This is a genomic window from uncultured Arenimonas sp. (assembly GCF_963976025.1).
Classification (GTDB): domain Bacteria; phylum Pseudomonadota; class Gammaproteobacteria; order Xanthomonadales; family Xanthomonadaceae; genus Arenimonas.
On record NZ_CAXBJS010000034.1, the window covers coordinates 1 to 20,703 of the forward strand.

At 68.1% G+C, this 20,703-nt stretch carries 18 protein-coding genes; 11 read left to right on the plus strand and 7 right to left on the minus strand.

The annotated features are described in order from the left end of the window. Positions 1–35: 35 nt before the first annotated feature. Together AACZ35_RS04185 and AACZ35_RS04190 are read right to left on the minus strand one after the other, a co-directional pair. A complete protein-coding gene (locus AACZ35_RS04185; protein WP_339826419.1) occupies positions 36–803 on the minus strand; it encodes an ABC transporter permease in 768 nt (255 codons plus the stop codon). Continuing rightward, a complete protein-coding gene (locus tag AACZ35_RS04190; protein ID WP_339826421.1) occupies positions 800–1,735 on the minus strand; it encodes an ABC transporter ATP-binding protein in 936 nt (311 codons plus the stop codon). The genes AACZ35_RS04185 and AACZ35_RS04190 overlap by 4 nt, the downstream gene beginning before the upstream one ends. A 118-nt stretch (positions 1,736–1,853) precedes the next feature. Here AACZ35_RS04190 and AACZ35_RS04195 point away from each other — a divergent pair, with 118 nt between their 5' ends. From AACZ35_RS04195 to AACZ35_RS04210, 4 genes are all read left to right on the plus strand, one after another. Next, positions 1,854–2,606 (plus strand): FAD-binding oxidoreductase, encoded by a 753-nt coding sequence (locus tag AACZ35_RS04195; protein ID WP_339826423.1) that lies wholly within the window; start codon positions 1,854–1,856, stop codon positions 2,604–2,606. A gap of 79 nt (positions 2,607–2,685) precedes the next feature. Continuing rightward, complete coding sequence (locus tag AACZ35_RS04200; protein WP_339826425.1) at positions 2,686–4,140, plus strand: alpha/beta hydrolase; 1,455 nt, start codon at positions 2,686–2,688, stop codon at positions 4,138–4,140. Further along, positions 4,137–4,871 (plus strand): ATP-binding cassette domain-containing protein, encoded by a 735-nt coding sequence (locus tag AACZ35_RS04205; protein ID WP_339826427.1) that lies wholly within the window; start codon positions 4,137–4,139, stop codon positions 4,869–4,871. The genes AACZ35_RS04200 and AACZ35_RS04205 overlap by 4 nt, the downstream gene beginning before the upstream one ends. Beyond that, the gene (locus tag AACZ35_RS04210; protein WP_339826429.1) at positions 4,868–6,043 is read left to right on the plus strand and encodes an ABC transporter permease; all 1,176 of its coding nucleotides are present in this window, start codon (positions 4,868–4,870) and stop codon (positions 6,041–6,043) included. The genes AACZ35_RS04205 and AACZ35_RS04210 overlap by 4 nt, the downstream gene beginning before the upstream one ends. 69 nt (positions 6,044–6,112) lie before the next feature. Here AACZ35_RS04210 and AACZ35_RS04215 read toward each other — a convergent pair whose 3' ends face one another. The 5 genes from AACZ35_RS04215 to rpmH all read right to left on the minus strand — a co-directional run bounded on the left by AACZ35_RS04215 (position 6,113) and on the right by rpmH (position 11,140). Further along, positions 6,113–7,108: an energy transducer TonB gene (locus tag AACZ35_RS04215; protein WP_339826431.1), complete on the minus strand. Its 996-nt coding sequence runs from the start codon at positions 7,106–7,108 to the stop codon at positions 6,113–6,115. A 131-nt stretch (positions 7,109–7,239) separates the two neighbouring features. Further along, on the minus strand, positions 7,240–8,571 hold the full coding sequence (gene mnmE, locus AACZ35_RS04220) for a tRNA uridine-5-carboxymethylaminomethyl(34) synthesis GTPase MnmE (RefSeq protein ID WP_339826433.1): 1,332 nt from the start codon (positions 8,569–8,571) through the stop codon (positions 7,240–7,242). A gap of 163 nt (positions 8,572–8,734) precedes the next feature. Beyond that, positions 8,735–10,471: a membrane protein insertase YidC gene (gene yidC, locus AACZ35_RS04225; RefSeq protein ID WP_339826435.1), complete on the minus strand. Its 1,737-nt coding sequence runs from the start codon at positions 10,469–10,471 to the stop codon at positions 8,735–8,737. A 51-nt stretch (positions 10,472–10,522) separates the two neighbouring features. Beyond that, positions 10,523–10,960, minus strand: a complete 438-nt coding sequence (gene rnpA, locus AACZ35_RS04230; RefSeq protein WP_339826437.1) for a ribonuclease P protein component — start codon at positions 10,958–10,960, stop codon at positions 10,523–10,525. 39 nt (positions 10,961–10,999) lie between these two features. Beyond that, positions 11,000–11,140 (minus strand): 50S ribosomal protein L34, encoded by a 141-nt coding sequence (rpmH, locus tag AACZ35_RS04235; protein WP_026817103.1) that lies wholly within the window; start codon positions 11,138–11,140, stop codon positions 11,000–11,002. A gap of 174 nt (positions 11,141–11,314) precedes the next feature. Between rpmH and dnaA the strand changes: the two genes are divergently transcribed. The 7 genes from dnaA to AACZ35_RS04270 form a co-directional block, all read left to right on the plus strand. Further along, positions 11,315–12,652 (plus strand): chromosomal replication initiator protein DnaA, encoded by a 1,338-nt coding sequence (gene dnaA, locus AACZ35_RS04240; RefSeq protein ID WP_339826446.1) that lies wholly within the window; start codon positions 11,315–11,317, stop codon positions 12,650–12,652. Between the two features lie 236 nt (positions 12,653–12,888). Beyond that, entirely contained in the window at positions 12,889–13,989 is a 1,101-nt protein-coding gene (gene dnaN, locus AACZ35_RS04245; RefSeq protein ID WP_339826448.1) for a DNA polymerase III subunit beta, read from the plus strand. A gap of 103 nt (positions 13,990–14,092) precedes the next feature. Continuing rightward, entirely contained in the window at positions 14,093–15,175 is a 1,083-nt protein-coding gene (recF, locus tag AACZ35_RS04250; RefSeq protein ID WP_339826450.1) for a DNA replication/repair protein RecF, read from the plus strand. A gap of 260 nt (positions 15,176–15,435) precedes the next feature. After that, on the plus strand, positions 15,436–17,889 hold the full coding sequence (gyrB, locus tag AACZ35_RS04255; RefSeq protein WP_339826452.1) for a DNA topoisomerase (ATP-hydrolyzing) subunit B: 2,454 nt from the start codon (positions 15,436–15,438) through the stop codon (positions 17,887–17,889). 82 nt (positions 17,890–17,971) lie between these two features. Further along, a complete protein-coding gene (locus AACZ35_RS04260) occupies positions 17,972–18,706 on the plus strand; it encodes a CPBP family intramembrane glutamic endopeptidase (protein WP_339826454.1) in 735 nt (244 codons plus the stop codon). 76 nt (positions 18,707–18,782) lie between these two features. Continuing rightward, the gene (locus AACZ35_RS04265) at positions 18,783–20,381 is read left to right on the plus strand and encodes a UUP1 family membrane protein (RefSeq protein WP_339826456.1); all 1,599 of its coding nucleotides are present in this window, start codon (positions 18,783–18,785) and stop codon (positions 20,379–20,381) included. Between the two features lie 3 nt (positions 20,382–20,384). After that, positions 20,385–20,703 (plus strand): sugar-transfer associated ATP-grasp domain-containing protein (locus AACZ35_RS04270; RefSeq protein WP_339826458.1); only part of this gene is annotated, 319 nt, incomplete at its 3' end.

Genomic DNA, 20,703 nt, shown 5'->3' on the forward strand with positions numbered 1-20,703 from the left:
CCCGCCGGGCCCGGCCAGACCAGCCCGCGCGGGGCTCAGGTGCGCAGCCCGACTCCGCGCTTGAGCAACCACAGGGCCAGGGCGCCCAGGCCGACCACGAAGGCCAGCATCAGCGCGAAGGCCACCGCCATGGACACGTCCGACTGGCCCAGCAGGCCGTAGCGGAAGGCGTTGACCATGTAGAAGATCGGATTGAGGTGGGTGGCCGTTTCGGCCCAGGCCGGCAGCAGCTTCACCGAATAGAACACGCCGCCCAGGTAGGTCAGCGGGGTCAGGATGAAGGTGGGCACGATGGCGACATCGTCGAACTTCTTGGCGTACACGGCGTTGACGAAGCCCGCCAGCGAGAAGATGACCGCGCCCAGGAAAACCGTGGCCAGGGTGACCACCGGGTGCGGGATGCGCACCGTGGTGAACAGCATGGCGATGCACAGAACGATCGCGCCGACCATCAGCCCGCGCAGCACGCCGCCGGCGACGTAGCCGCCCAGGATCACCCAGTTCGGCATCGGGCTGACCAGCAGTTCTGCGACGTGCCGGCCGAACTTGGCGCCGAAGAAGCTCGAGCTGATGTTGCCGTAGGCGTTCTGGATGATCGACATCATCACCAGGCCGGGCACGATGAAGTCCATGTAGCTGATGCCGTCCATGGTGCCGATGCGCGAGCCGATGAGGTTGCCGAAAATCAGGAAATACAGCGTCATCGTGATCGCCGGCGGCACCAGGGTCTGGCCCCAGATGCGCAGGATGCGCGCGACTTCGCGGCGGGCGATGGTGAACAGTGCAACCAGATTGGGGCTCACGGGGTCACCTCGGTGTTGCCGGTCAGGCGCACGAAGAGTTCCTCGAGCCGGTTGGACTTGGTGCGCATCGAACGGACCCGGATGCCGGCGGTGTCGAGCGCGGCGAACACGCGGTTGAGGTCCATGTCGCGCGGCATCTCCAGGTCGATCGTGTGGTCGTCTTCGGCCAGCAGGGTGGCGCCTTCGATCTGCGGCAGCGAAGCCGGCACCGTACCCATCACGTCGATCAGGAAACCTTCGACGTCGAGCTTGGCCAGCAGCGTCTTCATCGGGCCTTCTTCGATGATGCGGCCGTGGTCGATGATCGCCAGGTTGCGGCACAGGCTTTCGGCTTCCTCCAGGTAATGCGTGGTGAGGATGACCGTGGTGCCGGCGGCGTTGACCTCCTTGAGCGTCTTCCACATGCCGCGGCGGATTTCGATGTCGACGCCGGCGGTGGGTTCGTCGAGGATAAGCAGCTTCGGCCGCGTCATCATGGCGCGGGCGATCATCAGCCGGCGCTTCATGCCGCCCGACAGCGTGCGCGACATCTTGCGCGCCTTGTCCCAGAGCTGCGCCTTCTTCAGCTCTTCCTCGGCGCGGACCAGGGCCTGCTCGCGCGGGATGCCGTAGAAGCCGGCGTAGTTGACCAGGATGTCGAGCGGCTGCTCGAACATGTTGAAGTTGATCTCCTGCGGCACCAGCCCGACCAGGCGCATGGCCTGCGAGCGGTTGGCGTGAAGGTCGACGCCAAACACGCGGACTTCACCGGCGCTCTTGTTCACCAGCGAGCTGACGATGCCGATAAGCGTGGATTTACCGGCGCCGTTGGGGCCGAGCAGGGCGTAGAAGTCGCCTTCCTCGACGCGCATTGACACGCCCTTGAGGGCTTGAACGCCATTGTCATAGGTCTTGCGGAGATCACGGATCTCCAGCGCGGGTTGCTTCTGCATGGGGCTCCTGGGCCGGCCGGCGCTGCGCCGGTGGGCGATGGGGCCTTATTATAGGCGCCTTGCCGCCCCGGCCCCCCGGGCCGGGGCGGCACACTGTTTCCCATTCCCGGAGTCCGTATTGGCCATCGTGCATTTCCCGCTTCGCGTGGTCGGCAGCCGAATGCTCGCCCCCAGCGTGCGCCATCTTGAATTTGCCCGTGACGACGGCCAGCCGCTCGACTTCATCCCCGGCCAGTTCATCCAGGTGCATTTCAACTACGCCGACGGCACGCCGACCAAACGCAGCTATTCCCTGGCGACCATGCACGACCACGCCCTGGGTCCGGGCGAAGCGGTGGAGATCGCGGTCAGCTACGTTGCCGGCGGTGCCGCCACGGCGCTGTTCGAGGCGCTCGACGAAGGCCAGCAGATCCAGGCGTCCGGCCCTTATGGCCGCTTCTGCCTGATGCCCAATGACGCCAACCGCCGCTACCTGCTTATCGGCACCGGCACCGGCGTCACGCCCTACCGCGCCATGCTGCCGCGGCTGGCCGAACTGATTCGCGAACGTGGCATCGAGGTCGTGCTGCTGTTCGGCTGCCGCACGCCGCAGGAGCTGCTTTACGGCGGCGACTTCCGCGCGTTCGCCGCCGCCAACCCGGGTTTCCGCTTCGTGCCCTGCTTCAGCCGCGAACTGCCCGCCGATGCGGCGCCGGACGACCGCCGCGGCTACGTGCAGGAAGCCCTGGCCGACTTCGCGCCCTCGGCCGAAGGTGACATCGCCTACCTGTGCGGCAACCCGAACATGGTCGATGCCTGCTTCGAGACCCTCAAGGCGGCCGGCCTGCCGGTGCCCCATATCCGCCGCGAAAAGTACGTCAGCAGCAAATAGGGTCGGATCCTTCGTCACGTTTCGGCGTCCCGGGACGTCTGTCATCCTGTGGGCCGCTTTGGCCCGGATGGGAGAGTCCATGAAACCCTTGCTCTTTTCGCTGGCGCTGGCGGCGCTGCTGGTAACGCCCGAGGCGGAGGCCCGCAGGATTGGCCAGCTTGAATTCACCGACTGTGACCTGCCCCAGCCCGGCACCGGCGCCACCAGCCGCTACGAATGCGCCAGGCTCGAGGTGCCCGAGAACCCCGAAAAGCCCGACGGCCGCAAGCTGGTCCTGAAGGTCGGGCTGGCCGCGGCGCGCTCCTCCGAGCCCGCTGCCGACATGGTGCTGTTCATTGCCGGCGGTCCGGGCCAATCGGCCACGGAAACCTTCCCGTCCGCCGCCGGTGGCTTCGCCCGCCTGCGCGAGAAGCGCCACGTCGTGTTCATCGACCAGCGCGGCACCGGCGAAGGCCACCGCCTGGCCTGCGATTTCCCGGACGAGATGGCCGAAGTCGCCGAATCGGACGAACGGCAGGTGGAAATGGCGCGTGATTGCCTCGCGTCCTTCGACGCCGACGTGGCGCAATACACCACCTCGGTGGCGGTGACCGACATCGAGGCGCTGCGCCAGGCCCTGGGCGCGCCGGCCCTGAACGTGTACGGCGGCTCCTACGGCACCCGCGTCGCCCAGGAATATGCGCGCCAGTATCCCGACGGCGTGCGCAGCCTGCTGCTCGACGGCGTGGTGCCGCCCGGGCTGGCTCTGGGCAGCGAACACAGCATCAACCTCGAAACCACGCTCAAGGCCATCCTGGGCCGCTGCGCCGAGGAAGCCGCCTGCCGCGATGCCTTCGGCGATCCCTACCAAACGCTATACGCGCTGCGCGATCGCGCCCGCGCGCAGCCCACCACGGTGCTGGTGCCGGACCCGCGCACGTTCGCCACTCGCGAACTTCGCCTGGACGAGTCGGCCGTGGCGGTGATCGCCCGCCTGTTTGCCTACGCGCCGGAAACCGCCGCCCTGCTGCCGCTGCTGCTCGACGAGGCCCGGGAGGGCCGGCCGGCGCCGCTGGTGGCCCAGGCCGCGCTGGTTTACGACGCACTGACCGGGCAGATCAACCACGGCATGCAGCTGTCGGTGATCTGCGCCGAAGACGCGCCGCGCCTGGCCGCACGGGATGAAGACGCCGGGCTGATCCTGGGCAACGCCATCGTCGGCGTCACCCTCAACCAGTGCAGCGTCTGGCCCAGCGGGCCGGTGTCGGAAGGTTTCCGCGAACCGCTGGCCGGCGACGTGCCGACCCTGCTGATGTCGGGCGAACTCGACCCGGTGACGCCGCCGCGCTACGCCGACGAGGTGGCCAAGTCGCTGCCGCGTTCGCGCCACCTGGTCGGCAAGGGCCAGGGCCACATCCTGCTTTCCCGCGGCTGCACCCCGCGCCTGGCCGCCGAGTTCGTGGAAACGCTGGACCCGGCCGGCCTCGACACGGCCTGCCTCGAGGTGCTCGGCGCCTCGCCCTTCTTCCTGGATTACAACGGAGCCGCGCCATGATCGAGGTCCTCGACCTGCACAAGGCCTTTGGCAAGGTCAAAGCCGTGGACGGCGTCAGCTTCCGCGCCAACGACGGCCAGATCACCGGCCTGCTGGGCCCCAACGGCGCCGGCAAGACCACCTCCCTGCGCATGCTCTACACCCTGCTCCGCCCCGACCGCGGACAGGTGCTGGTGGACGGCGTGGATGCCGCGAAGGACCCCGAGGCGGTGCGCCGCCGGCTGGGCGTGCTTCCCGATTCGCGCGGTTTGTACAAGCGCCTGAGCAGCCGCGAGAACATCCGCTACTTCGGCCGCCTGCATGGCCTGGACGACGCCACCATCGACGCGCGCACGCAAACGCTGGTGGACGCGCTGGACATGGGCGACATCATCGACCGGCGCACCGAAGGCTTTTCCCAGGGCCAGCGGGTAAAGACGGCGATCGCCCGGGCACTGGTGCACGACCCGCGCAACGTGATCCTGGACGAACCCACCAACGGCCTTGACGTGATGGCCACGCGCGCCATGCGCCGCTTCCTGCACCAGCTGCGCGACGAGGGCCGCTGCGTGCTGTTCTCCAGCCACATCATGCAGGAGGTGGCGGCGCTGTGTGACCGCATCGTCATCATTGCCCACGGCCGCGTCGTCGCCGAGGGCACCGCGGACGAACTGCGCGCGCAGACCGGCGAAAGCAATCTCGAGGACGCCTTCGTCAAGGCGATCGGCACCGAAGAAGGACTGATGGCATGAGCGCCGCGATCACTGTTTTCCTCAAGGAAGTCACCGAAAACCTGCGCGACCGCAAGACGGTCTTCAACGCGCTGGTGATGGGCCCGCTGCTGGGCCCGGTGTTCTTCGTGATGATGATGAGCTTCATGATCACGCGTGAACTTTCCAACGCCGAAAAGCCGCTGGACGTGCCCGTGGTCGGCGCCGAACACGCGCCCAACCTGGTGGGCTGGCTCAAGCAGCAGGGCGTGCAGGTGCAGCCGGCGCCGGAAGATTCCGAAGCCGCCGTGCGGGCACGTGACGCCCGGGCGGTGCTGGTGATCCCGGCCGACTATCCCGAGCGCTGGCGCGCCGGCGAAACCGCCCAGGTACAAGTATTGCACGACAGTTCCGACCGCGATGCGCGGGCGCCGATGTCGCGGCTGTCGGGATTGCTCGAGGCGTATTCGAAGCAGCAATCGGCGCTGCGGGTCAGTGCACGTGGCCTGCACCCGGCGATCCTGTCGCCGGTGGTGGTGGCCCAGCGTGACCTGGCCAGCACCCAGCAGCGCGCCGGCCAGCTGATGAGCTTCCTGCCCTACCTGCTCGTGCTGGGCGCCTTCCTGGGCGGCATGTACCTGGCCATCGACACCACCGCCGGCGAACGCGAACGGCAGTCGCTGGAACCCTTGCTGGCCAGCCCGGCCTCGCGGGCGCAGATCGTGCTGGGCAAGCTGGGTGCCACCTTCGGATTCGCCATGGTGTCGATGATGCTCAGCCTGGTCGCCTTCGCCGTGGCCTTCCAGTTCATCCCGCTCGACAAGCTGGGCATGAAGGTCGATTTCGGCGCCGGACTCATCCTTCGCGCCGGCCTGCTGATGGTGCCGCTGGCCCTGGTGTTCGCGGCGCTGCAGACGGTGGTCGCGGCCTACGCCAAGAGCTACCGCGAGGCGCAGACCTACCTGTCGCTGCTGATGCTGCTGCCGATGATTCCCTCGGTGCTGCTGATGGTGTCGCCGATGAAGGGCGAGCTGTGGATGTCGGCCACGCCGCTGCTTTCGCAGAACCTGCTGATCATGGAACTGGCGCGCGGCGAAACCGTGTCGCTGCTGGATTTCGCGCTCAGCTTCGGCTGCACGCTGGGGCTGGCGGTGTTGCTGGTCTGGCTGGCGGTGCGCATCTACCACCGCGAACAGTTGGCGGTGTCTGCCTGAGACCTGGCCTCGGGAAGAAAAAAGGCCCGGCGAATGCCGGGCCTTTTTCTTTTCCCGCTTCCGCGAAACTTACGGGCGGAAGGTGAAGGTGCGGGTGATGGTGGCCGGGCCGTCCATCGGCTCGAAGCGCCAGTCGCGCACAGTGTTCATCACTTCGCGGTCGAAGGTGCCGCGCGGCTGCGAGCGGGTGATGCTGACATTGGTCACCTCGCCGCTGGCGGCGATGGAGATCTCGACGGTGACTTCGCCCGACACGCCGCTGCGGTAAGCCGCACGCGGGTAGGAAGGCTGCGGCGCGCGCACGGCCACCGGGTTGCTGCTGCTGGCCAGGTCCGGCCGGGCAGGCTGGGCCGGGGCAGGCGGCGGCGTGGCCGGCTGGGTCGGGGCCGGGGTGGCGGGCTGGGCTGGCTGGGTCGGGGCCGGCGTGGCCGGCTGGGCCGGTTCCGGCTGGGCCGCGGCGGCTTCGTCGGCGGCGCGCTGGGCAGCCAGTTCGGCGTCACGCTCGCGCTGGGCGGCGCGTTCGGCTTCCTGTTCGGCGCGTTCGACCACGCCGGCACGACCCTTGGCGATGGAATCCTTGATGCGCGGCAGGGCCGGGGTCTGGGCGTCGGTGCGCTCGACCAGGGCACGCAGGCGTTCGGCTTCGATGAAGTCCTCACGGCCGATGGCCTGTTCGGCGGCGATGATGGCGTAGGGCATCAGGTCGATGAGGGCGCTTTCCGCCGAGGCATCGGGCTTGTCGCTCTTCTCGCGCAGGGTCAGGTAGTACTCCATGGCGTTGTCGCCGGCCGGGGCGTACAGGCGCTGTTCGCGCAGGGCCTGGGAACCGCGGCTGCGCAACTCGTCGATGCTCAGGCTGGCCAGCGCGGCCTCGGCGGCCTCCTGGGCCTCCATGGCCTGGACTTCCTCGGCGCTGGGACCGGCGGGCTGGGCGGCGGCCGGGGCCTTGCCCGCGGCCGCATCCGGTTCGGCCTCGTCCTTGGAACAGGCGGCGAGGCTGAGGCCCAGGGCCAGGGCGATGGCCCAGCTCAAGGCACGGGAAGAGACGGGCGTCGACGCGGTCATTTAGGTTTTCCCCTGAAAAGTTAACAAACCATGACGTTCAGCACATAAGAGTTTGGCCGGTTTGTCAAGGCGAAATCGTTATGGGCTGCGATTTGCGTCACGGTTTGGCCCGGCGCGACCCCTGGCCGGCCCTACTTGCCGATGCAGAAGTCCGCGAAGATCCGCCCCAGCAGGGCGTCCGCGTCGATCCGGCCGGTGATTTCACCCAGGGCGTCCTGGGCCCGCCGCAGTTCTTCGGCCGCCAGCTCGCCGGCGCCGTGGTGCAGCTGTTTTGCGCCCTGGGCCAGCAGCACGGCGGCGCGGTCCATGGCCTCGAGGTGGCGGGCCCGGGCGCTGAAGGCGCCTTCGCTGCCCTCGCCCTGCCCGGCCGCTTCGCGCAGGCGACGTCGCAGGTCGTCGAGGCCTTCGCCGGTGCGGGCGGACAGCCAGAGGTGTTCGCCGTCGTCGTGGCGTTCGGCGTGGACCGGGGCGCCGCTGAGGTCGGCCTTGTTGTGCAGCCACAGCACCGGCACGCCGGCGGGCAGGTCCAGGCGCGCCGCGGCGGGCACCTGGTCGTCGAGCACGGCCAGCACCAGGTCGGCGCGGTCGAGTTCGGCGCGGGCGCGGCGGATGCCTTCGCGTTCGATCTGGTCGGGGGCCTCGCGCAGGCCGGCGGTATCAACCAGGGTCAGTTCGATGCCGTCGACCAGGATGCGTTCGCGCAGCAGGTCGCGGGTGGTGCCGGCGATGTCGGTGACGATGGCGCGCTCTTCGCCGGCCAGGGCATTGAGCAGGGACGACTTGCCGGCGTTGGGCGCGCCGGCAATCACCACGTGCAGACCGTCGAGCAGGCGTTTGCCGCGGCCGGCATCGGCGCGCAGCCGGTCGAGGTCGCCGGCGACGCCACGCAGGCGTTGCTGCAGTTCCGGCGCTGCCAGGAAGTCCACTTCCTCTTCGGGGAAGTCCAGCGCGGCCTCGATCCAGACCCGCAGCGCCACCAGGCCTTCGACCACGGCTTCGACGCGACGCGAGAATTCACCGTCCAGCGAACGCCGGGCGGCGCGCAGCGCGGCTTCGCTGCCGGCGCTTATGAGGTCGGCGACGGCCTCGGCCTGGGCCAGGTCCAGCCGGCCTTCGAGGAAGGCCCGTTCGGTGAACTCGCCTGGCCGCGCATGGCGCGCGCCCAGGGCCAGGCAGCGGCGCAGCAGCCGCGCCAGCAAGAGTGGGCTTCCGTGACCCTGCAGTTCCAGCACGTCTTCGCCGGTATAGGACTGCGGGCCCGGGAAAAACAGCATCAGCCCATCGTCGATGACCTCGCCGTCGTCGTCACGGAACCGCAGGTAATGCGCATGCCGCGGCTCGGGCCGGCGGCCGAGCAGCGTCGCGCCGATGGCGCGGCAGCCGGGGCCGCTGAGACGCACGATCCCGACACCGGCGGCACCGGCCGCCGTCGCAATCGCCGCAATCGTGTCGCGCTGGGTCATGGGCTTCGTTTCAGTACGCGGATCAGTGCGGATTAAGGCGGATAAGGGCGGATAAATCAAAAGGCATGAAAAAGGGAGGGGCCTCGACGGCCCCTCCCCAATCACTTGTTTCTGATGTATCCGCTTCTATCCGCGGTCATCCGCTCTGATCCGCGTCCAAAAACTATTTGGCCGGAGCCGGCGCCGACGGTTTGGAGCCATGGCGCTTGGTGATGACCCACTGCTGGGCCAGGCCCAGGATGCCGTTGGTGCACCAGTACAGCACCAGGCCCGACGGGAAGAAGGCCATCATGACGCCGAAGACCAACGGCATCGCCGTCATCATCTTCTTCTGCATCGGGTCCATGCCCGGAGTCGGCGTCATCTTCTGGGTGAGGTACATCACCGCCAGGTTGATCGCCGGGAGGATGAAGTACGGGTCCGGCGCGGTCAGGTTCTGGATCCAGCCGATCCACGGCGCCTGGCGCATTTCCACCGACTCGAGAAGCATCCAGTACAGCGCGATGAACACCGGGATGGTCACCAGGATCGGCAGGCAGCCGCCGATCGGATTGATCTTCTCTTTCTTGTAGAGCTCCATCATCGCCATCTGGAACTTCTGCTTGTCGTCGCCGTAACGTTCCTTGAGCGACTCGATGCGCGGCTGGATCGCGCGCATCTTGGCGAAGCTCTGGTACTGCTTGGCCGACAGCGGGTACAGCACCAGCTTGATGATCAGCACGGTCAGGATGATCGCCCAGCCCCAGTTGCGGGTCAGGTCGTGCAGCGGCTCGAGCACGTAGTCGAACATCGGCTGGGCGAGGAAGGTGAAGATGCCGTAGTCCAGCGTCAGCTTCAGGCCCGGGGCCACTTCCTGCAGCTGCTCCTGCAGCTTCGGGCCCACCCACAGCGTGGCTTCACGCGTGGTCGCCGTGCCCGGCGCAACTTCGAAGGGCGCGCCGACGCTGCGCACCAGGTAACGCGGCTGGCCGTTGCCCAGGGTCGCCAGCGAAAAACGCTGCGGCTCGGACTTGGCCGGCACCCAGGCCACCAGGAAGTGGTGCTGCAGCAGGGCGATCCAGCCGCCGGTGACGTCGAGGTTGAGCGGGCCGTCTTCGGCGAAGTCGTCGTACTTGCGCTTTTCGAACTTCTCGCCAGGGCTGTACCAGGCGCCGCCGGTGAAGCTGTAAGCCTCGGGGTTGGTCAGCGCCATGCCCTTGGACTGGGCCACGGGCGGCACGCGCTGCAGCTGCTGGTAGCCATAACCGCGCCAGGCGGCGGCGCCGTCGTTGCGGATTTCTTCGCGCAGGGTCAGGGCGTATTCGCCGCGCTCAAGCACCCAGGTCTTGCGCACGGTGACGCCGGTGGCCGGATCGGTCCACAGCAGCGGGATTTCCAGGCGGTCCTGGCCGTCGGCAAGCTGGAAGTCGGTGCGGCCGCCTTCGGGGCGGAACACCGCCTCGTGGTTTGGGGCGTTGCCGGCGGTGGCAACCAGGCCGGACTGCGCGACCGAAAAACGCGCGGCGTCGTTGTCGAACAGGCGCACCTTGCGCCCGGGCTCGTCCTTGTCCACCGGGTACTGCAGCAGTTCGGCCCCAACCAGGTTGCCGCCGCGCAGGTCCACGCGCAGGTCCAGCACGTCGGTGCGCACGCGCAGCAGGCCCGGGCTGGAGGCCGCCGGTCCGGTGGCCGCGGGCGCCGCGCCGGGCGCGGGCGCGGCGGGCAGGGCGGCCGTGGCCGGCACCGCCGCGGCGTCTGGCACCGCGCCGTCTTCGGGCAGCGCCGCCGACGGTTCGGGCAGGGCTGCGGCGGGCGCCGCTTCGGCGGGATTGGGTTCAACCGGGCCCTTGTTCCATTCCAGGAACAGCAGGAAGGCAACGGCAAGCCAGGCGATCAGCAGGAAGGTACGGGTCTGGTTCATGGGCAGGCTGCAGGCGCCGGGCGGAAGGCCGGGGCCGGCGGGAAGTCTCGGTCAGGAGTCGGTGGCGGGGCGCTCGCGCGCGTCCGGGGAGGCAGGCATTGTGCCGGCAGGGGCGGTGGGCTTCAACGACCGCGCCCTTTCCAGCAGCTGCAGCCACTGTTCGCGCAGGCCCGGGTTGTCCAGCGCGGACGCGCCCGGCTGGGCGATCAGCACGTAGTCGCCGGCGGGCAGGCGGTGGCGTTCGCGGCGGAAGACGTCCCTGGCGATGCGCTTGATGCGGTTGCGGCCGACGGCGCGTTTGTCCACTTTCTTGGACACGGCAACGCCGAGCCGCGGCTCGGTGGCCTCGGCCCGGACGTGGGCAAACAACCTCAGCTGTGGGCTGGAGAGCCGGCGACCTGCCTTGAACACCGCCTGGTACTGGGCGGATACGCGCAGACGCGCGTTCGGCGGGAAGTCGCTCGGCGGGACGGGCGGAAGATTATTCACAGCCCGTCAGGCGGCCGCCGGAAAGCCGGCGGCGACGCGTCAGACCGCGAGGCGGGCGCGACCCTTGGCACGACGACGGGCGAGGATCTTGCGACCGTCGGCAGTCTTCATGCGGGCGCGGAAGCCGTGGTCGCGCTTGCGCTTGAGGTTGCTGGGCTGGTACGTGCGCTTGGTGGCCATGGGGCACCCCGGTTGGTTTTTGGGCGGAAAAGACCGCGGACTATAGCGGTTTCCCGTGGGGGTCGTCAACTCTCGATTGCATGGCGGACCGGGCGAGGCGGCGCTAGACTGCACGGCCCCGAACACTTATCCACAGCGCCCACGCGGTGCTGTCGCCCGGAATTTCGCTTGAACATGGATGCTGCCTGGCCTCGCTGCCTGGAACGACTGGAAGCCGAACTGCCCGCCGAAGAGGTCCACACCTGGCTTCGGCCGCTGCAGGTGGAAACCCACGCCGACGGCCTGACCCTCTACGCCCCCAACGAGTTCGTGGTCGACCAGGTGCGCGAGCACTACCTGGCCCGTATCCGCGAGCTGGTGGCCCATTTCGCCGGCGCCCCCGCCGCCGTGGCCCTGGCCGTGGGCTCGATGCAGCGCGCCGTGGCCAGCCCGGCCGCCGCCCCCGCCCAGGCCGGGTCGGGGCGCCCGCGCGCCGCCGGGGGCGCTGAATTCACCGGCAACCTGGATTCGCACTACACCTTTGAAAACTTCGTCGAGGGCCGCAGCAACCAGCTGGGCCGTGCCGCGGCGCTGCAGGTGGCCCAGAACCCGGGCAAGGCCTACAACCCGCTGCTGCTGTACGGGGGTTCGGGCCTGGGCAAGACCCACCTGATGTATGCGGCCGGCAACTTCATGCGCCGCAACAACCCGGGCATGCGGGTGCTGTACCTGCGCTCGGAACAATTCTTCAGCGCGATGATGAAATCGCTGCAGGAGAAGTCCATGGACCAGTTCAAGCGCCAGTTCCAGCAGGTGGACGCGCTGCTGATCGACGACATCCAGTTCTTCGCCGGCAAGAACACCACCCAGGAAGAGTTCTTCCACACCTTCAACGCGCTTTTCGACGGCAAGCAGCAGATCATCCTTACCTGCGACCGCTACCCGCGCGAAGTGGAAAACCTCGAAACCCGGCTCAAGACCCGGCTTACCTGGGGCCTGAGCGTGGCCATCGAGCCGCCCGATTTCGAAACCCGCGCCGCCATCCTCACCGCCAAGGCCGCCGAGCGCTCCCTGCGCCTGCCCGAGGACGTGGCCTACCTGATCGCCAAGCGCATGCGTTCGAACGTGCGCGATCTCGAGGGCGCCCTGAACACCCTGGCGGCCCGGTCGAACTTCATGGCCCGGCCGATCACGGTGGAATTCGCCCAGGAAACCCTGCGCGACCTGCTGCGGGCCCAGCAGCAGGCGGTCTCCATAAGCAACATCCAGAAGACCGTGGCAGACTACTACCAGCTGCGCATGGCGGACTTGTTGTCGAAGCGGCGGACGCGCTCACTGGCGCGCCCGCGGCAGATGGCGATGTCGCTTAGCAAGGAACTGACCGAGCACAGCCTGCCGGAAATCGGCGATGCCTTCGGTGGCCGCGACCACACCACCGTGATGCACGCCTGCAAGGTCATCCGTGAACTGCGGGAGATCGACGGCAAGCTGCGCGAGGACTGGGAAAAGCTGCTGCGCAAACTGAGCGAATAACGTGGAACGCCGGCCGTGGAACTCATCCCCGGGCGGGCTGTGTATAAGTTGGGGGCAATTCCAGGGACGGAAAACTATCCACAGGTTTCCACAGGATCCCAAGGCCGCAACGCACAGACTTGGCAGTACCAGTTTTCTGTTTAAAAACAAACGGTTGGACGTGTTATCCCGCGATTTCGGCGACACTACCACCACCAGTTTTTGATTTATCCACTCATTGGAGCTTGGGGAATCGCATGCGTTTCAGCCTGACGCGAGAAGTTCTGCTCAAACCCCTGCAGCAGGTCGTCAACGTGGTCGAACGCCGGCAGACGCTGCCGGTGCTGGCCAACCTGCTGGTCACGGTCGAAGGCGACAAACTGTCGATGACCGGCACCGACCTGGAAGTCGAAATGATTGCCCGCACCGACGTGGACGACGCCCAGCCGGGCGAAACCACGATTCCGGCGCGCAAGCTTTTCGAAATCGTCCGGGCCCTGCCCGACGGCAGCAAGGTCACGATCAGCCAGTCCGGCGACAAGGTCACCGTGCAGGCCGGGCGCAGCCGCTTCACCCTGGCCACCCTGCCCGCCAACGATTTCCCGGCGGTTGAAGACCTGGACCTGGTCGAACGCATCCGGGTGCCGGAAGCCGCGCTCAAGGAACTGATCGAACGCACCGCGTTCGCCATGGCCCAGCAGGACGTCCGGTATTACCTCAACGGCCTGCTGCTGGACCTGCGCGAGGACAGCCTGCGCTGTGTCGCCACCGACGGACACCGTCTGGCCCTGTGCGAAGCGCCCCTGCCCGCCGGCGCCCAGACCCGCAAGCAGATCATCGTGCCGCGCAAGGGCGTGCTGGAACTGCAGCGCCTGCTTGAAGGCGGCGAGCGCGAGGTCGAGCTGGAAGTGGGCCGCAACCACCTGCGCATGCGCCGGGAAGACGTCACCTTTACCTCGAAGCTGATCGACGGCCGCTTCCCCGACTACGACGCGGTCATCCCGATCGGCGCCGACAAGGAAGTGAAGCTCGACCGCGAAGGCCTGCGGGCTGCCCTGCAGCGTGCGGCGATCCTGTCGAACGAGAAGTACCGGGGCGTCAAGCTCGAGATCAGCCCGGGCCAGGTGCGCATCGTGGCGCACAACCCGGAGCAGGAAGAGGCCCAGGAAGAAATCGAGGCCGAAACCAAGGTCGACGGCCTGGGCATCGGCTTCAACGTGACCTACCTGCTGGACGCGCTGAGCGCCCTGCGCGAGGACACGGTGATCCTGCTGCTTCGCGACGCCAACTCCTCGGCGCTGGTGCGCGAGGCCAGCCACGAGCGCAGCCGCCACGTGGTGATGCCGCTGCGGCTGTGACCCGGCGGTTTTCTGCTCCTGATTGCCGCCCGGCTTCTGCCGGGCGGTGTCGTTTCCGGCCCCCGCCTGCCTGCGGTGCCGCTGTCCGAGGCCCCTGCCCGCCATGCGCCTGACCCGGCTGGACGTCCAGAACCTGCGCTGCCTGGCCGAGGTCCGCTTCGAACCCGTCGCCGGCCTGAACCTGGTGACCGGCGGCAACGGCGCCGGCAAGACCAGCCTGGTCGAGGCCATCCACCTGCTGGGCTACGGCCGGTCCTTCCGGGGGCGCGTGCGCGACGGCCTGGTGCGCAGCGGCCAACCGGCGCTTTCGGTTTATGCGGAGTGGCAGGACGGCCAGGGCCGTTCCCGCCGGGCCGGCCTGCGCCATACCGGCAGTGAGTGGGAGGCCCGGCTGGACGGGGCGCCGGCGCCCAGCCTGACGGAGCTGTGCGCCGAGCTGGCCGTCGTCAGCTTTGAACCGGGCAGCCACGAACTGATTGCCGGGGGCGCCGAACACCGTCGGCGCTTCCTGGACTGGGCCCTGTTCCACGTGGAACCGAGCTTCCTTCCGGCCTGGCGGCGGTACGCCCGGGCCCTGAAGCAGCGCAATGCCCTGCTCAAGCGTGGGCCGGCGGCCAGTGCCCTGGATCCCTGGGACCTGGAGCTGGTGGATTCCGGCCAGCGCCTGAGCAGCCTGCGCGCCGACTATCTGGCCCGGCTGGAGCCGGTGCTGGCCGCCACCGCCGCCGAGTTCCTGCCCGAACTCGGCCAGGCTGGCATGAGCTTCCTGCCCGGCTGGCGCCAATCCGAACATCCGCTGGCCGATGCCCTGCTGCTGGCCCGGGACCGGGACCTGGTCCTGGGTTACACCAGCGTCGGCCCGCACCGGGCGGACTGGCGGGTGGATTACCCCGCCTTGCCCGGGAAAGAGGCCCTGTCCCGCGGTCAGGAGAAACTGACGGCCCTGGCCTGCGTACTGGCCCAGGCCCGGGCCTTTGCCGCCGACCGGGGCGAATGGCCCCTGGTCTGCCTGGACGACCTGGCGTCCGAGTTGGACCAGACCCACCTGCGCCACGCCCTGGCCGCCGTGCTGGACTCCGGGGCCCAGGTGATCCTGACGGCCACGGAAGCGCCGGCCATCCTGTCCGGGCCTCTGGAACCCAAGGCGAGGTTCCACGTGGAACGCGGGGAACTGCGGGCGATTTGAAGCCAGGGAAGGCGCGGGAAGGCTTTTGACGCAAAGGCATCAGGACTGAAGTCCCTCCCACAGGGAATGCCCACTACGGCCTGACTGGCCGCAGGGGGGCAAATCACCTGAACCCGCTCCCCGGGAGCGCATTGCCGCGGAACGGCCGCGTGTGCCATGTGAAGCCGCCACGCGCTATACTCGGACACCTTATTTATAGGCTCGCTGTGCCGCCCCACCGGGCGCCGGCGGACCGCCGTGGACCCGAGTACACGCCTCCGATGACCGACACCCCGAATCCGCCGATCCCCGCCAACAACAACTACGACTCCAGCAAGATCACCGTGCTGCGCGGCCTGGAAGCCGTCCGCAAGCGGCCCGGCATGTACATCGGCGACGTGCACGATGGCACCGGCCTGCACCACATGGTGTTCGAGGTCGTCGACAACGCCATCGACGAAGCCCTGGCCGGCCACTGCGACGCGGTGCAGGTCACCCTGCACGCCGACGGTTCCTGCTCTGTGTCCGACAACGGCCGCGGCATCCCGGTCGACATCCACAAGGAAGAAGGCGTATCCGCGGCCGAGGTCATCATGACCGTGCTGCACGCCGGCGGTAAGTTCGACGACAACAGCTACAAGGTGTCCGGCGGCCTGCACGGCGTCGGCGTCTCGGTGGTCAATGCGCTGTCGTCCAGCCTGTGGCTGGACATCTGGCGCGACGGCCAGCACTACCAGCAGGAATATGCGCTCGGCGAGCCGGTGTACCCGCTCAAGGAAGTGGGTCCCTCGGGCAACAAGAAGGGCACCCAGCTGCGCTTCCTGCCCAGCGCCGCGATCTTCACCGACGTTGAGTTCCACTACGACATCCTGGCCAAGCGCCTGCGCGAACTGAGCTTCCTCAACTCGGGCGTGCGCATCGAACTGGTCGACGAGCGCGGCGAAGGCAAGCGCGACGTCTTCGAATACGAAGGCGGCATCCGCAGCTTCGTGGAACACCTGTCGGCCCTAAAAACCCCGCTACATCAAACAGTTATCTCAGCTTCTGGTGAAAAGGACGGCATCGTCGTCGACATCGCCGTGCAGTGGACCGACAGCTACCAGGAAACGATGTTCTGCTTCACCAACAACATCCCGCAGAAGGATGGCGGTACGCATCTCATCGGTTTCCGCGCCGCGCTCACCCGCACGCTGAGCAACTACATCGAACAGAACGGCATCGCCAAGCAGGCCAAGATTTCCCTGTCCGGCGACGACATGCGCGAAGGCATGATCGCCGTGCTGTCGGTGAAGGTGCCCGACCCCAGCTTCAGTTCGCAGACCAAGGAAAAGCTGGTCAGCTCGGAAGTGCGCCCGGCCGTTGAATCGGTCATCGGCCAGAAGCTCGAAGAATTCCTGCAGGAACGCCCGAACGAAGCCAAGGCCATCGCCGGCAAGATCGTCGACGCCGCGCGTGCGCGCGAAGCGGCGCGCAAGGCTCGCGACCTGACCCGCCGCAAGGGTGCGCTCGACATCGCCGGCCTGCCCGGCAAGCTGGCCGACTGCCAGGAAAAGGATCCGGCGCTGTCCGAACTTTTCATCGTCGAGGGTGACTCGGCCGGTGGTTCGGCCAAGCAGGGCCGCAACCGCAAGAACCAGGCGGTGCTGCCGCTGCGCGGCAAGATCCTCAACGTCGAACGTGCGCGCTTCGACCGCATGCTGGCCTCGGCCGAGGTCGGCACGCTGATCACCGCGCTGGGCACCGGTATCGGCAAGGACGAATACAACCCGGACAAGCTGCGCTACCACCGCATCATCATCATGACCGACGCCGACGTCGACGGTTCGCACATCCGCACGCTGCTGCTCACCTTCTTCTACCGGCAGATGCCGGACCTGATCGAGCGCGGCCACGTTTATATCGGCCTGCCGCCGCTGTACAAGCTCAAGCAGGGCAAGAACGAGCTCTACCTCAAGGACGACGCGGCGCTCAACGCCTACCTGGCCAACAACGCCGTCGAAGGCGCCGAGCTGCGCCCGTCGGAAGGCGCGCCGCCGGTGTCCGGCGCCGCGCTGGAAAAACTGCTGCTCGACTACGTCGCCGCGCGTGATTCCCTGGCGCGTTTCGCCCACCGCGTCGATACGCCGGTGCTCGAAGCCATGCTGGAAATGCCGCCGCTGTCGGCCGAAGGTTTCGCCACCCCCGGTGCGCTTGATACCTGGACTACCGAACTCGAGCGCCGCCTCAACGCCACCGGCCTGGGCCGTGCGCGTTACACGGTGTCGGTGCAGGCGGCTGACGCCGACCAGAACGTGCCGGCCGCGCTGGTCATTGCCAAGCAGCACCACGGCCTGGCGTCCACGCAGACGCTGCCCGCCAGCCAGCTGCTGGGCGGCGAACTGCGCCAGCTCACCGAAGTCGCCACCGCGCTCGAAGGCCTGATCCAGCCCGGCGCCAGCATCACCCGCGGCAACCGCGTGCAGCCGGTCACGCGCTTCGCGCAGGTGCAGGAATGGCTGCTCGAAGAAGCCAAGAAAGGCCGCATGATCCAGCGCTTCAAGGGCCTGGGTGAAATGAATCCCGAGCAGCTGTGGGAAACCACGGTGAACCCGGAAACGCGCCGCCTGCTCAAGGTGCGCATCGAAGACGCCGTCGCCGCCGACGAAATCTTCTCCACGCTGATGGGCGACGTGGTGGAGCCGCGCCGCGAGTTCATCGAAGACAACGCCCTGCGTGTCGCCAACCTCGACGTCTGAGGACATGCCGCCTGCGGGCGGCCCGTCCGACAATCCGGTTCAGGCACCTGCGCCCGCGGCGCCCCCCGCGCTGCCGGCTCCGGTGCCGCGCCCGCCGCGGCCCTGGCTGGGCTTCGGCATCGACGCCGTGCTGTCGGTGCTGTTCCTGCTGGTGGCCTCGGTCCTGCTGATCACGCCGCTGGTGATATTCGAAACCATGGCCCAGCCGGGCAGGTCGTCGGAGGAGGTGATGCAGGCGGTCCTGCCGCAGATCACCGTCGCCGCGATCCTGGCCATGCTGCTCGCCGCCCTGGCCACCTGGGCCCTGCGCGGCCGCGCCATCGCCGGCGAACTGCCGCGCGCGCCGCTGCGTCCGGCGCTGGCCTGGTCGCTGGTCGCCGGCATCGGCATCCAGGCCGCCGTGCTGGCCATCGACGCCGGCCTGCGCAGCGTCGAGGCGCCGCTGTCGCCCAGCAATGCCGAACCGATCAACGCGCTCAACCGGCAATGGCCGTGGCTGACCTGGCTGATGGTCGTCGTCATCGGTCCGTTCGCCGAAGAACTGCTGTTCCGGCATGTGCTGCTGCGCCGCTTCGCCGTTGCCGGCCGCGCCCTGGCCGGGCTGGTCGCCACCTCGGCCGTGTTCGCCCTGCTGCACGAAGTGGGCCAGGGCGCCGACCGCAGCCTGGCCGCCTGGCTGGGCATCCTGGCGGTTTACCTGGTGATGGGCATGGGTTTTGGCCTGGTCTACCTGCGCACGGGCCGGTTCTGGGCCGCCTTCGTCGCCCATGCCGCCTGCAATGCCACCGCGATGGCGCTGGCGGTGTTCCCGACTTGATACAACCCGGGGTTACACTGGCACGCCGCGCGGCCGCAGGGGCACGGCGCCGCGCTGGAATCCAACCGGGAACCCTATGAGCAAGCGACACCTTTACCTGCTGGCACTGGCCATCGTCGTCGCCGCGTCCGCGGCGATCTACTACAAATGGAAGGTGCTCGAGTTCCCGCTGCAGCCCGATGCCCAGGTGCAGGTGTGGACGCTGCAGGCCCACGTTGAGTACCAGCCGCGCAAGGCCGCCAACACGGTCACGCTGCAGCTGCCCGAAACAACGCCAGGCTTCACCTTGCTCGACGAGCGTTTCGTCGCGCGCAACTACACCAACCTTCCCGAAACCTCCGACAGCGGCCGCGAAGTGCAGTGGGCGATCCGACGCGCCGTCGGCGAACAGGACCTGTACTACCGCGCCACCGTGGTGCGCGCCGACGAAGGCGCGACGGCCGAGCTCGACTTCGAACCCGAACTGGTGCCGCAGCCCGAGTTCGAGGAGCCCTACGCCACCGCCGCCAACACCCTGCTCGACCAGGTGCGCGAACGCTCGTCGAACACCGTCACCTATGCCCGCGAACTGCTGCGCCGGCTCAACGAAACCGACCCCAGCGAAGAGGTCGCGCTGCTGCGCGAACTGCACGGCACCGACGACAGCGCCCGCAGCAACTTCGTCGTGCAGCTGCTGGCCATCCGCAACATTCCCGCGCGGGTGGTGCACGGCCTGAAGCTGATGCCCGCGGGCGAGGGCATCGACCCGGGCGTCGAAGCCCGCATGCAGTCCTGGCTGCTGGTGCACGACGGCCTGGCCTGGACCATGCTCGACCCGCGCACCACGGCCGAGGGCCGGCCTTCCGACCTGTTCCTGTGGAACGCCACCGGCAAACCCCTGCTAACCATCGAAGGCGATCCGCCGTCGACCCTGGCCTTCACCGTCAAGGCCAACCTGGCCGACGCCATGGCCACCGCCGAGCGCCGCCTCGAAGTGCGCGACGCGAACCTGGTGCGCTATTCGCTGCTCAGCCTGCCGCTGCAGGCGCAGGAGACCTACCGCATCCTGCTGATGGTGCCGATCGGCGCCTTCATCATGCTTCTGCTGCGCAACCTGGTGGGCGTGAAGACCTACGGCACATTCATGCCGGTGCTGATCGCGCTGGCCTTCCGCGAAACCGCCCTGGTCGCCGGCATCTCGCTGTTCGTGGTGGTGGTGGGCTTCGGCCTGCTGGTGCGCTTCTACCTTGAACGCCTGCGCCTTCTGCTGGTGCCGCGCCTGACCGCCATCCTGATCCTGGTCGTGCTGCTGATGGCCGCCGTCAGCGTGCTGTCGAACCGCCTGGGCCTGGAAGTCGGCCTCAGCGTCGCGCTGTTCCCCATGGTCATCATGGCCATGACCATCGAACGCATGTCGGTGGCCTGGGACGAACGTGGCGCCGGCACCGCCATCCGCGAAGGCATCGGCACCCTGGTGGTCGCCGCCCTGGCCTATGTCGTGATGAGCTGGCAGCCGCTCGAACACCTGGTCTTCGTCTATCCGGAAGTGCTGCTGATCCTGTTCGCGCTGGCGCTGGTGCTCGGCCGCTATTCCGGCTACCGGCTCAACGAACTGCTGCGTTTCCGCGCCCTGGCCCGCGATCCCGACCCGATCGTGCCGCCGCCGGCCAAGCCCGAACCGGAAACCAAGGCCTGAGCCATGGCCTTCTTCAACCCCTTCAAGGTCGCCCGCCGGCTGCGCCAGATCGGACTGGTCGGCATCGGCCAGCGCAACGCCCACTACGTGCTGATGTACAACCCGCGCAAGTTCTACCCGCGCGTGGACGACAAGCTGCTGACCAAGAAGCTGGCCATCAAGGCCGGGCTGCCCGTGCCCGACCTGTACGCCGTGGTGCGCGAAGAACACGAAATCGCCGAACTGCACAAGAAGCTCGAGGGCCGCGAAAGCTTCGTGGTCAAGCCCGCGCACGGTTCGGGCGGCGACGGCATCCTGGTCATCAGCGGCCGCCGCGGCGACA

Bases quoted from the DNA above. Each gene is read 5' to 3' on its own strand.
- dnaN (WP_339826448.1), top strand. From the start codon at position 12,889: ATGCGTTTCAGCCTGACGCGAGAAGTTCTGCTCAAACCCCTGCAGCAG.
- mnmE (WP_339826433.1), bottom strand. From the start codon at position 8,571: ATGACCCAGCGCGACACGATTGCGGCGATTGCGACGGCGGCCGGTGCC.
- AACZ35_RS04215 (WP_339826431.1), bottom strand. From the start codon at position 7,108: ATGACCGCGTCGACGCCCGTCTCTTCCCGTGCCTTGAGCTGGGCCATC.
- AACZ35_RS04205 (WP_339826427.1), top strand. From the start codon at position 4,137: ATGATCGAGGTCCTCGACCTGCACAAGGCCTTTGGCAAGGTCAAAGCC.
- recF (WP_339826450.1), top strand. From the start codon at position 14,093: ATGCGCCTGACCCGGCTGGACGTCCAGAACCTGCGCTGCCTGGCCGAG.
- AACZ35_RS04190 (WP_339826421.1), bottom strand. From the start codon at position 1,735: ATGCAGAAGCAACCCGCGCTGGAGATCCGTGATCTCCGCAAGACCTAT.
- dnaA (WP_339826446.1), top strand. From the start codon at position 11,315: ATGGATGCTGCCTGGCCTCGCTGCCTGGAACGACTGGAAGCCGAACTG.
- yidC (WP_339826435.1), bottom strand. From the start codon at position 10,471: ATGAACCAGACCCGTACCTTCCTGCTGATCGCCTGGCTTGCCGTTGCC.
- AACZ35_RS04210 (WP_339826429.1), top strand. From the start codon at position 4,868: ATGAGCGCCGCGATCACTGTTTTCCTCAAGGAAGTCACCGAAAACCTG.
- AACZ35_RS04265 (WP_339826456.1), top strand. From the start codon at position 18,783: ATGAGCAAGCGACACCTTTACCTGCTGGCACTGGCCATCGTCGTCGCC.
- gyrB (WP_339826452.1), top strand. From the start codon at position 15,436: ATGACCGACACCCCGAATCCGCCGATCCCCGCCAACAACAACTACGAC.
- AACZ35_RS04200 (WP_339826425.1), top strand. From the start codon at position 2,686: ATGAAACCCTTGCTCTTTTCGCTGGCGCTGGCGGCGCTGCTGGTAACG.
- rpmH (WP_026817103.1), bottom strand. From the start codon at position 11,140: ATGGCCACCAAGCGCACGTACCAGCCCAGCAACCTCAAGCGCAAGCGC.